We start from the raw sequence: 10,840 nt of genomic DNA, 5'->3' as shown, positions 1-10,840 counted from the left end.
GCTAGTAAAAATATTTTGGCCGCAGGGCTTGCGGTGTCAGTCTGTAGAGCGACCATAAGACCAGAACAGAGTAAATCTGTTAAGGCAGGTGCGGAACCCCGCAAGGGAAAGAAGCAGAAACCTAAATCGTGAGGTTTGGGAGTCACCGTCCGTTTACGGCGGTGAGGATGTCAAAATGTGTTGTTTTCCTGATTGTCTGAAGATTGAACGCGAAAGGGAGGCGCGACATAATCGGAAGGCAAATAATTTTCGGGAATGGTTGTTGTATTTCCATCTCGTAGGGAGGTGTAACTGGGAGAGAGAATCTCAATCCCAGCTTCATTACACTTGTCTTGAATATTTTGATGGAGTTCTGAATAAATTATTACCATCAAATTGGGTTGGTTAGTGTAAGCGTTTAATTGATAACTGATGTAAAAATTATCTAGGCTAGTTTGCAGGACAAAAGGTGCGGGTTCTTTGAGAATATGCTCAGTTTCTAGAGCCGCTTCAATTAAGGTTTTGTGGGCTTTTCGCCAAGGCAGATCGTACCCTAGGGTAATCGTTGTCTGAATAATTAGATTTCTGTTTAATTCCCGTGAGGAAATACTAAAGTTAATCACATTACCACTTAATAAAGACGAGTTAGGAATAGTAATGATTTTATTAGTAGGAGTACAAATGCGAATAACTAGGAAGTTTTTTTCAATTAGATCGCCAATTACATCTCCTATTTGAATGTGATCTCCGATGCGAAAAGCACGGGTATAAATAAGAATAATTCCCCCAATAACATTGGCGATCGCTGAAGTAGAACCAAGGGATAAAAGAAGACCAAGAAAAACAGAAATGCCTTGAAAAGCTGGAGAATTAAAACCGGGCAAGTAGGGAAAAGCCACTATTGCTGCTATGGCAAGAATTATGACTAATAGGATATTGTAAGTCGGTTTAGCCCAATCAGTATAAAAACCCGGAATAACCAGATTTCCTCTTTCTATTGCTGTAAAAAAGGGCTTGATTAGCCGGATTAAGTAGTAAGTTATAAAAATGATTATGGCAATAATAAAGGCATTGGGAAGATATTTGCCAATGGACGACAAAACCAGTTCTAATGATTGATAAAAATAACCTAAAATACCCTCGCCAAAAACTCTTGTCCAGGGGAATAAACGAAGGACAAATGTAGCATAATTAAATAATAATAAAAACAGAACAAACAAGCGAATTATCCGAAGAACTCGCAGCCAAAAAAAGCTTATATTAGAGGAAGATATGATCTCAACATTCCCGATTTGAATGCCTGGCGTCAAGGATTCAATCAAACGTCTAATAAAGGGAAATAGCTTCCCTGAAATTTTGATAACTGCAAAGCTAATAATCAGGAAGGCAAAGCTGGCTATAACCGTATAAATGATGTTCTTAAGTAGTTGTTCGGGTTTTCGATCTTGGCGATATTGAGCGATAGCAACCTGAATTTTTTGTAAAGCTTGTTGAGCTAAAACCTCCGGCGTTGAACGATAGGCTTTTGCATCTCGCTCCGTCACCGTTAGAATTACTTCTTGATCTACACTTAAATAAAGTGAGTTATCATCAGGAATCTGCTTAATTGTCAGGTTATCAACAGGAATAGAATCATTTTGAGCAATTCTTTCAATTCTCCGGGTAATAGCGTTAGCTCTCTCCTCCGCCGAAAATGAAGAAACTCCCCGCCGGATAAAAAAGAGAGGTTTTCCATCTAACATAACTGGAAAGCCGTCAATTTTATTTTCCGGTTGTGTCGGATTTTGAGCTATTCCCAAAAGAGGGGAGGTTAGAGTCAGTAGTAAAACTACGATAAATATTACCAAAGTATGCCCAATTTTTTTCATCCATCTTCTAGCTCTAGATGGTATAGTTGGCATTAAAGATATTTGATTCATATCGAAAAATGGTACAAATTGCATAGGATTAAGTCAGATTTTTCTCTGTGTAGTAGGGTAAGGTTCAGCCATTACTGTCTTCGATAAGATACAGGTGTACTAAACTAAGACAGGAGGGAAGTTTTCACATCTGAAAGCTATTCTTGCAACATTTCGGGAATCATTAAATAACTACCTCCTAAAAACAAAAGTGAACCCGATAAAAAGGAGAAATTTGTTCCCCATTCCTGACAGCAAATAATTGTTCCTTGTCCGAAAAATCCGAAAACACTGCCACTCAAAAAGCCAAGAGAACCACCTAAATTTAACACCACTATCCACCATTCTATTTCTTTAAAATGCCAAGACCAATAACTATGAGAAACTTCGACAACAGCCAAATAACTAGCGGTGCAGAAATGAAGGGAAGCAAGGGTACTAGGAATCCAAATTAACAGATCATCACTCTGCCAACTTAAACCCTGCACCATGGCAAAAAAACAATTAATATTGAATAGACAAGCTCCGATAAATTGAACGAAAGTTCCCCAATATTCAAGGCGATCAGGTTGCCAAGCAAACCATTTAATTTTAATCAGTTTGGGGACGGGATGGGAGACAGTGCCGATTTTTTCCTCCAGTATTTCTGCATCCCGAATCAGAGTAACATCTAGATTTAAATTAATAGCTTCTAAAAAGGCAGCATAGGAACCCAAAGTAAAACAAACTGAACCAATAAAATTAATGACAGAAATTCTCTCTAAGGGGGGATGGGGAAACATCATCGGAATTGCCCCGACGACGAATAAAATTGAACCAAGGGTAAAAATAAACCCGATCCACCAGGTTAAATTATCTAATTGCCAAGTCCAGTATTTAAACGGCTTTAACTTAGAAGAAATTAAGTCAGAAGTGCTAGATTTAATTTCACTGCTATGGCGTTTACGAAAGCGCCGAGATGACCAAATATGAAAATTTCCTTGAGCGGTTCTGTGAATAATTCCTGTGGAAAAATTGGCAACACCAAAACTTTGTAAGGGTTGCCAATTTTTGGGAAATTTAAGCGAGTTTTTCCTTAACATCTGTTAGTGATGGAAATGGGAACCAGATAATTTTGACTGATAATGAGACTGAGATTGAAAAAAGGCGAGCGCTGACTGAAGATCCCGCAATAACAGATCCGCCATGTCGCGACTAAATCCCTCCTTGATCACCACGCGCTGCACGGTTAAATCTTGGCGATTTTTGGGCATTGTATAGGCAGGAACCAACCAACCCCGCTCGCGCAATTTATCGGCTAAATCGAATAAACTATAATTAGTTTTATCGCTAATTGTCTCCTTTAATTTCCAAGCAAAAACCGGAATAGTGCTGCCATCGGTAATCAATTCAAACGGTCCCATCTTAGCGATTTCCTCCGATAAATACAGAGCCGTATCTCGACAGGCTTGATGAATTTGTCGATAACCCTCTTTGCCCAAGCGTAAAAAATTATAATATTGAGCGACTACTTGATTGCCGGGACGAGAAAAATTCAGAGCAAAATTAGGCAGATCACCGCCTAAATAATTACAATGAAAAATTAATTCTTCTGGCAATTCTTGCCGATCTCGCCAGATAATCCAACCGACACCGGGATAGACTAAACCGTATTTATGCCCGGAAGCATTAATCGATTTAACCCATTTGAGACGAAAATCCCAGACTAAATCAGGATCGAGAAAAGGGGCAATAAAACCACCACTAGCACCATCGACGTGCAGGGGAACTTGCCAGCCAGTTTCTCTGTTCAATTTTTCTAGGGCATCATTAATTTCTTGGACGGGTTCGTAACTACCATCAAAGGTACTACCCATAATGGCAATTACCCCGATCGTATTCTCATCAATTAGTTTAATTGCTTCGGTCGCATCGAGATGAAAACGATTCCCTTCCATCGGCACAAAACGCGGTTCTACCTCCCAATAACGACAGAATTTTTCCCAACAAACCTGCACATTAATGCCCATGACTAAATTAGGTTTATCGGTGGGTTTACCCTCTTTTTGTCGGCGTTTGCGCCACTGCCATTTTAAAGCCATGCCTCCTAACATCGCCGCTTCACTGGAACCAATGGTAGAACAACCAGTTGCCACTTCGTCTTCGGGAGCATTCCAGAGTCTAGCGATCATATTCACACAACGCAGTTCAATTTCGGCGGTTTGTGGGTATTCATCCTTGTCGATCATGTTTTTATCGAAGGTTTCCGCCATTAATTGTTTGGCTTCCGGTTCCATCCAAGTGGTGACAAAAGTAGCCAGATTCAGGCGAGAATTACCATCAAGGGCGAGTTCATCCCGAATTAAATTGTAGGCCACCGCCGGCGGCATTTCCCCCTCGGGAATCTCGTATTTAGGTACGGCGGAAGTCAGGGCGCGAGAAGCATAGGTGGGGGTAATTAGTGCTTCTTCCGGACTGAGGCGATCGAGATTAATTTTCTGATGAACCATGACTTCCTTAATAAAATATCTTTTTTGCTTAGAGTAAATTACCAATCATGCCAAAAATAATAGCAATAATCGAGACGGATAAAAAATAGGAAAGCATCCCGTGGGTTGCTACCAGCTGCCGCATTGCCGTACTATTAATACTTGTATCAGAGGTTTGATAACAAGCCGCCATACAAAAACCTTGATAGAGAAATTCCGTCCAATTAGGTCGATCGCAATCGGGAAAAACTAGGCCTTTACCATCGTGATAGTAGCGTACTGCATATTCTTGGCTGTAGATCAATTGTATGGCTAACCAAGCACTAATAATACCCAAAAAACCACAGGCAAAATGAACGATGGCGTGTTCGGAAGCGATCAGATAAATTAATAGTCCGAAACTGCCGATCGTATAAAATAGGGATTCCAGAAATGCCCCCCGATGATTGGGAGGTTTTAATAGTTCTAGCTGCCAGGGGGCAAGGCAAGAAATTCTGTAAGCTAGTAACATAATTGCCACTATCAAAGCGAAAAGAAAAGCTAAAACCAGTCGCAGAGTAATAGTTACCGGCAGCATTAAGACAATCAGAGCGACAATTATTTGACAGAGCCAGCGAATTTGAGTATAGCTGGGTTTTCTAGCGGTTTTTTTGACCATAGATCAAAGCAGAATTATCCCTAACTATTCTCTCATAAAAATCTGCGGGGTAAATTAGGCGATCGCGGCTTGTAATTCCGGGCAACTGTACCAACTCCAAGGCCCGTCTAAAACTGGTTTGATATTCAGTTCTTCACGCCATTGATCTAAGGGTTTTTCTAATCCTTCTTCCCACTTGATCGGGAATAGAGGTTGGGCCTGGCGACCGATGGTAATTCCCCGAGAAATTAAATCGAATTTGTAACCGAGAGTTTTATTTAAATCGGCATCACTTTCTACCTCACTTAACAGAGTATCACTGGTAAAAAAAGTCATCAGTAAAGAGAGGATATCGATGAGGAGAAAAGTAGGATAACGAGTTTGAGCGACCGTGACAGAAATTACTCCCAATTCTCCAAGAGTATCTAAACTAAACCCGGTGAGAATGTGATGGATATCGTGGGTTTTATCAATGCGAAAACCAATATAGTCGGCATCGGAATCAAATTGCTTGCGTTGGGGATAAAATTGCGGATCATAGCCCAAAGTGTGCATAATTGTGCCGTAAGTCCAACCGAGAGAACCTTTCGGCATTTTTAACATTGCTTCGAGATCGTAGGGTTTGCCGATGTATCTTTCTTGCACTAATTGAGCGGAAGCTGGTTCTTGCAGAACTGCTTTTACACATAACTCCATCGGGCGACTATTGACCAATCGGCGCTCGATTTCCCAGACATTAGCCGTTTCTTGGCCAGCGCCGGCCGCTAGATCGACAAATTCCAGAAATCGATGCAAATTTTCGGGTGTGGCTAATTGATTGATGTATCTGTAACTCATGGAATTCTCCTCATCGGTAGATAAATTTACAGGCTGCTTAGAACAAGTGTATTAATAGCGCAGGGGGCCACCGTAACCACCGTATAAACCGACCCCGCGGGTACCGGCCCCCACCCCGTAAAAGCCAGGACCGACACCACCACCAACACCAATCCAATCGATAAATAGGGAAGTTGCCCCGCCGGTTTTAGGTAGAGTCCCTTCGATTAGCTTGTAGCTGTAAATCAAGTCCTTGCCATCGATGACGGGATTGCTAATCTCGACGACAATTATGGTATTGTCTTGACGGCCAGGTTCATAGACCGAGAGGGTAGCATTGGGGGGATCGTTGGCAAAATTATCTTTTCCCGCCCTGGCTGTCCACTCGTCCATGTAGGCGGCCATGGTCAGATTACCAGCAATCCGGTTTGGGCGATCGGAAAAGTATAATGTCTGTTTGTTGACGTTCACCAGGCGAATTGTTTTTGCGACGGGATCTACCTTAATATCTTCTGCCGTTTGCACGAACATTAACTGCACTTTTTCTTGAGCAGGAGTAGTCTGGGCTACAGAAATATTGGGCATCCCCCAGCTATTGATTGCCATGGCCGCTACTCCCAGAAAAAGTGTATAACGAAAACGCTTCAGGGATTTGGTCAATTGCTCAGAATTTCTCATGATTGCTCTCCTTAATACCCAGTTTAAATATACAACAGCTTATTTGATATTTCCAGTAATTTTCTTAGCTAACTATTTAGACTAATTAGCAATTGGCTATGATGGTAGTTTCGGAACGATCTGATCGACAAAAATATTAATCAAACCTGTCACCATAAATTGTACTCCGATCGCCGCTACAAATAGGCCCATAACTCGCTGAGTAATACTCAAGCCAATATCTCCTAAAAGTCTTTGTAACCATTTGCCAGCCGCGAGGATGAGAAAGACTAAAAAACTGACTAAAATTGTCATCAAAATCAGTTCAATGCCCGTACCACTACCTACCCTTGATTCGGCTTCACTGGCATAAAGAATAACGTTAGCAATAACCCCAGGACCCACTAATAAAGGCATAGCCATAGGAATAACAATCTGCCGATAAACTGACTTAGCTTCGCTGAGATAATCCCCGCCTTGCTCATTAATTAAAAGCTCTTTTGTCCCTGCCCCAGAACCGTTAACAATGTTGATACCGATAATCAACAAAAGCACGCCACCAGCCAGGCGAAAAGAGTCTAAGGTGACGCCAAAGAATTTTAGCATTGGCGTTCCGATAAACATAAAAATTAATAACAAACACAAGACAGTTAACGAGACAAATAGAGCCACGAGTCGTTGTACTTCTTTACGTTCGCGAGCGGTGTAACTAATAAAAATCGGCAGCATCCCCAGAGGATTTAAGAGGGCGAATAAAGTGATGGCAAAGTTTCTCAAAAAAGACCATTCCATAGGACAAAGTTGCTAATTTAAGCTCAATTTTTTTGCTTTTAACCGAGGGATAGTCTAGATAAAACTACCAGTATCACAAGTCCCCTTTTCTACTGCCGGGCCATGATAATTTTCAGACGTTCCTCCGGGTCGATCAGGTGGTCATGATCGTCCGTACCCAGATCGAGTTGAACCCAACCGATCTTGCCGGTGAAACGACTGGTTTTCGAGGTATATTCCGCCGCCACGGGGGTGCCGGATTCGTAGCCGATATCCGTGGTTTCGTCGGCGGAGAAAATAAAAGCCTGAGTTCGTTCTACCCGACCCGTACCCACCGGTTGACCGTCGTAGTAGAGGGTGACATTTCCCCCCCGTCCTAAACCACCACCATCGTAGGCAAACTCCATCCGTACCTGATGCTTGCCAGCCGGGATCGTCTCCGTCGCCTCGGTGACAAAACTTTCAATCCCCAGCACGTTATAGACGAACTTGGCTTTTCCATCGTGGCTATAGACACTCCAACCACCGAAGCGGCCGCCTTGGGCGATAATCACCCCGTCCGCGCCTTCCGGGGGAATTTCCAGTTCCGCCGTTACCGAGAAGGATTTATTTTTGATGTTGATGACGCTATTTTCGGACAAACGCCCCATTCCGGCGAAAAATAATTGCGAGTTCCCCCTGGCGAGGGTGGGTCGGCCGGCGGTGGCGGGATCGATCCGTTCCACTTGGCGATCATCTAGGGGCAGTACATTATATTTAACCGCCTCGATCAGAAATTGTCGCTGTAGTTCGTGCAGTTTCTCTGGCATTTCCTGGCAGAGATCCCGAGCTTGCGTCCAATCCGTACTGCCGTCGTATAGTTCCCAGATATCATCGTCGAAAGGAACCATCGTCTGTCCAGTCATCACCCACGGGGTGCGGTGCTTGGTAATCGCGCTCCAACCCTTGTAATAGATGCCCCGATTGCCAAACATCTCGAAATACTGCACATCATGACGTTCGGGGGCGGCTGCGTCGTTAAAGGTATAAACCATACTCGTACCCTCGTAGGGACTTTGTAGGACACCGTTAACCATCGTCGGTTCGGGAATGCCTACCACTTCCAACACCGTCGGGGCCACATCAATGACGTGACAGAATTGGTGACGAATCCCGCCTTTTTCCTGGATGAGTTTGGGGTAACGAACAATCGTACCGTTGCGGGTGCCGCCCCAGTGGGAAGCGACCTGTTTCGTCCACTTATAGGGGCTACTCATCGCCCAGGCCCAACCGACCGCGTAGTGATTATAGGAATCGGGCGCACCGAATTCATCTAGTTTCGAGAGGAGAAATTCCGGGGTTTCTAGACCCGCTAACCCGTTAAAGTTGGCCATCTCGTTAAACGCGCCCTGAAGCGTTCCCTCGGCGGAGGCACCGTTATCACCGACGATGACGTAAATTAGCGTATCGTCGAGGATTTCTAGCTTTTCTAAGGCTTGAATCACTCGTCCCACCTGATCATCGGTATGTTCCAGAAAGGCGGCGTACACCTCCATCTGGCGCTCTAATACCGGCTTCAGGCGCTCGTCCATGTCATCCCATGGGGGAATTTCGGCGTGACGGGGGGTGAGTTCGGCATTTTGGGGAATTACGCCCAGTTCTTTCTGTCGGGCAAAGGTGATCTCACGCTGGCGATCCCAACCGTGAGCGAATTGGCCTCGATACTTGTCGATCCACTCCTTCGGGACGTGGTGGGGGGCGTGGGTTGCGCCGGGGGCGAAGTAGGCAAAGAAAGGCTTATTGGGGGCGAGAGCTTTTTGTTGACTAATCCAAGCGATCGCTCGATCGGCCAGATCCTCGGTCAGGTGATAGCCTTCCTCCGGAGTTTTCGGCGGTTCGATCGGGGTTGTTCCCTCGTACAGTGCCGGCTCCCACTGGTTATTTTCGCCACCGATAAAGCCGTAGAAATACTCGAATCCACCCCCGCCAGAGGGCCAAGCGTCAAAGGGACCGATCGGGCTGGTTTGCCAAACCGGTACTTCGTGGCATTTACCGAACTGCGCCGTGGAATAGCCGTTTAGCTTCAGGGTTAAGGCAAGGGGGGCTTTGGTGTTGGGACGGACGGAACTCTGTCCAGGGGCGGAGGTGGCGGTTTCGGTGATGTTGCCCATGCCGACCGAGTGATGATTCCTTCCGGAGAGCAAAGCCGCACGACTGGGAGAACAGAGGGCAGTGGTATGAAAACGGGTGTATTTTAACCCAGCCGCCGCTAATCGCTCGAAAGTGGGCGTATTGCAGGGACCACCGAAGGCACTGGCGGCTCCAAAACCCACGTCATCGAGCAGCACGATCAGCACGTTGGGTGCGCCAGCCGGCGGTCGGATATCTCGAATCGGGGGATAGTGGGTGTCGGGATTCTTGGCGTCGTAGGTGGTTAGACCGAAGGGGGTCAAGTCGGGAATCGGTAGAATTTGGCGTTGGATCGGTTTGTCTTGGGTCATCTTGAGGGCTCCTTTTAAATTTGCGATCGAGAGTCTAAAATATGATCCTTGCCAAACTAAAAAGTCCAATAGCGGTTCTCCTGAAGGGTTTTGACGACGCCGGCTTTATCCTTGGTCATGATGCTGTCATAAATTGAGTGATTACCACCTTCTCTCAAAAGATAGAAACTGTTTTCTTCAAGGTAGCGAACTAAATCACGCCGTTTGACCGACATAATTAACCTCAACGGGGATTTGTTCGATCAGGCTGTTGCCTAGCGGAATCTCTTTATTCTGCTGTTGATAGGCTAAAACCATTTCCTGGGTAGCATCTCGCAACATCTGTCTGCATTCCTCCAGATATTTACCTTCGGTCACAACTTCTGTCCACTCAACGAGTTGCCCCATATAACCTGTATCAATTTTAGTGTATTTAGCCGTATAGCTCTGTATCATTTACTTGTCACCTTGAAAGCTTGAGACCTATTCATTATTTATTGCCGCAGGCACTGCGTTCTCGAAGAGGGGCGAAGCCTAGCAGACTGCACTATGATGACAGTAATACAATAACGCATTTTTAAAGTTTAATCAACAAGAGGACGGCGTTGCCGAAGGCACAGCGTTCTCGAAGAGGGGCGAAGCCTAGCAGACCGCACTACAAGATCGGTGTTTGTATTGATATACGGCGAAACTCATTTAATTCTTGTTGAGATAAGGGGAGACAGTCCGAATCTGCTTCAGCGGCTTTGTCAATTTCCTCCTCAGTCATTGCTTCGACTTTTTCCCAATCTGTCTTGCCATGACTAGCCTTTTGGGGATCAAGTTTAACTCTGGTAATATTGTCGTCGTTCATTTTTATTGGCTCTCCTTGCTGAAATAAGTACCTAGGCAAAATTATTTACACATGACGATCATTGCCCCGTAAGGGTTTTAGCTCGATCGGGCAGGTAATTAATTTTGCATGACTACTTAATACGATATCTGCCGTTTCTTTTGGTATAGACAACAAATAAAACTGGTTCTTCGTTACTTGGTATGGTTCGATAGGGGGGCATAAATCGACTAAATCCTTATCTGGCAAGAGACTTAATTGATTAGTTCGCTCTAGAAAAAAACAATTAACAAAAATCGCTAAATGCCTTTCTATATAAGGGT

General features: G+C 44.5%; 11 protein-coding genes and 1 pseudogene. 1 reads left to right on the top strand and 11 read right to left on the bottom strand.

Translation table 11 applies throughout. The features are described from left to right. Positions 1-132: pseudogene (locus IM509_RS20335) on the top strand (RNA-guided endonuclease TnpB family protein); the annotation flags it as partial. A 38-nt stretch (positions 133-170) separates the two neighbouring features. Here the strand turns inward: IM509_RS20335 and IM509_RS20330 are convergent. The 11 genes from IM509_RS20330 to IM509_RS20280 all read right to left on the bottom strand — a co-directional run. After that, positions 171-1,922, bottom strand: coding sequence for a mechanosensitive ion channel family protein (locus IM509_RS20330; RefSeq protein ID WP_185237237.1), 1,752 nt, complete (start codon positions 1,920-1,922; stop codon positions 171-173). Between the two features lie 113 nt (positions 1,923-2,035). Further along, the gene (locus IM509_RS20325; RefSeq protein WP_072926624.1) at positions 2,036-2,959 is read right to left on the bottom strand and encodes a hypothetical protein; all 924 of its coding nucleotides are present in this window, start codon (positions 2,957-2,959) and stop codon (positions 2,036-2,038) included. Between the two features lie 3 nt (positions 2,960-2,962). Next, positions 2,963-4,366 (bottom strand): glutamate decarboxylase, encoded by a 1,404-nt coding sequence (gene gad / locus IM509_RS20320; RefSeq protein ID WP_072926626.1) that lies wholly within the window; start codon positions 4,364-4,366, stop codon positions 2,963-2,965. Between the two features lie 28 nt (positions 4,367-4,394). Beyond that, complete coding sequence (locus tag IM509_RS20315) at positions 4,395-5,003, bottom strand: DUF1345 domain-containing protein (RefSeq protein ID WP_052276975.1); 609 nt, start codon at positions 5,001-5,003, stop codon at positions 4,395-4,397. A gap of 54 nt (positions 5,004-5,057) precedes the next feature. After that, positions 5,058-5,819 (bottom strand): Coq4 family protein, encoded by a 762-nt coding sequence (locus tag IM509_RS20310; protein WP_185237238.1) that lies wholly within the window; start codon positions 5,817-5,819, stop codon positions 5,058-5,060. A gap of 51 nt (positions 5,820-5,870) precedes the next feature. Continuing rightward, on the bottom strand, positions 5,871-6,476 hold the full coding sequence (locus IM509_RS20305; RefSeq protein WP_052276976.1) for a hypothetical protein: 606 nt from the start codon (positions 6,474-6,476) through the stop codon (positions 5,871-5,873). Positions 6,477-6,572: 96 nt separating this feature from the next. Beyond that, a complete protein-coding gene (locus IM509_RS20300) occupies positions 6,573-7,247 on the bottom strand; it encodes a MarC family protein (protein ID WP_072926628.1) in 675 nt (224 codons plus the stop codon). A gap of 89 nt (positions 7,248-7,336) precedes the next feature. Continuing rightward, positions 7,337-9,706, bottom strand: coding sequence for an arylsulfatase (locus IM509_RS20295; RefSeq protein ID WP_052278480.1), 2,370 nt, complete (start codon positions 9,704-9,706; stop codon positions 7,337-7,339). 195 nt (positions 9,707-9,901) lie between these two features. Beyond that, complete coding sequence (locus IM509_RS20290; RefSeq protein WP_002788899.1) at positions 9,902-10,141, bottom strand: type II toxin-antitoxin system HicB family antitoxin; 240 nt, start codon at positions 10,139-10,141, stop codon at positions 9,902-9,904. A 199-nt stretch (positions 10,142-10,340) separates the two neighbouring features. Continuing rightward, entirely contained in the window at positions 10,341-10,538 is a 198-nt protein-coding gene (locus IM509_RS20285; RefSeq protein ID WP_002788900.1) for a hypothetical protein, read from the bottom strand. A gap of 45 nt (positions 10,539-10,583) precedes the next feature. Then, positions 10,584-10,840 (bottom strand): hypothetical protein (locus IM509_RS20280; protein WP_272079320.1); only part of this gene is annotated, 257 nt, incomplete at its 5' end.

The sequence above is a fragment of the Microcystis sp. M31BS1 genome (genome assembly GCF_020245285.1).
In the GTDB taxonomy this organism is placed as follows: Bacteria; Cyanobacteriota; Cyanobacteriia; order Cyanobacteriales; family Microcystaceae; genus Microcystis; species Microcystis panniformis.
This window is presented reverse-complemented; position numbering and strand designations above follow the sequence as displayed.

What these genes read in the sequence shown, in the direction of transcription:
- IM509_RS20330 (WP_185237237.1), bottom strand. Translation starts at nt 1,922, where the DNA reads ATGCAATTTGTACCATTTTTCGATATGAATCAAATATCTTTAATGCCA.
- IM509_RS20325 (WP_072926624.1), bottom strand. Translation starts at nt 2,959, where the DNA reads ATGTTAAGGAAAAACTCGCTTAAATTTCCCAAAAATTGGCAACCCTTA.
- gad (WP_072926626.1), bottom strand. Translation starts at nt 4,366, where the DNA reads ATGGTTCATCAGAAAATTAATCTCGATCGCCTCAGTCCGGAAGAAGCA.
- IM509_RS20315 (WP_052276975.1), bottom strand. Translation starts at nt 5,003, where the DNA reads ATGGTCAAAAAAACCGCTAGAAAACCCAGCTATACTCAAATTCGCTGG.
- IM509_RS20310 (WP_185237238.1), bottom strand. Translation starts at nt 5,819, where the DNA reads ATGAGTTACAGATACATCAATCAATTAGCCACACCCGAAAATTTGCAT.
- IM509_RS20305 (WP_052276976.1), bottom strand. Translation starts at nt 6,476, where the DNA reads ATGAGAAATTCTGAGCAATTGACCAAATCCCTGAAGCGTTTTCGTTAT.
- IM509_RS20300 (WP_072926628.1), bottom strand. Translation starts at nt 7,247, where the DNA reads ATGGAATGGTCTTTTTTGAGAAACTTTGCCATCACTTTATTCGCCCTC.
- IM509_RS20295 (WP_052278480.1), bottom strand. Translation starts at nt 9,706, where the DNA reads ATGACCCAAGACAAACCGATCCAACGCCAAATTCTACCGATTCCCGAC.
- IM509_RS20290 (WP_002788899.1), bottom strand. Translation starts at nt 10,141, where the DNA reads ATGATACAGAGCTATACGGCTAAATACACTAAAATTGATACAGGTTAT.
- IM509_RS20285 (WP_002788900.1), bottom strand. Translation starts at nt 10,538, where the DNA reads ATGAACGACGACAATATTACCAGAGTTAAACTTGATCCCCAAAAGGCT.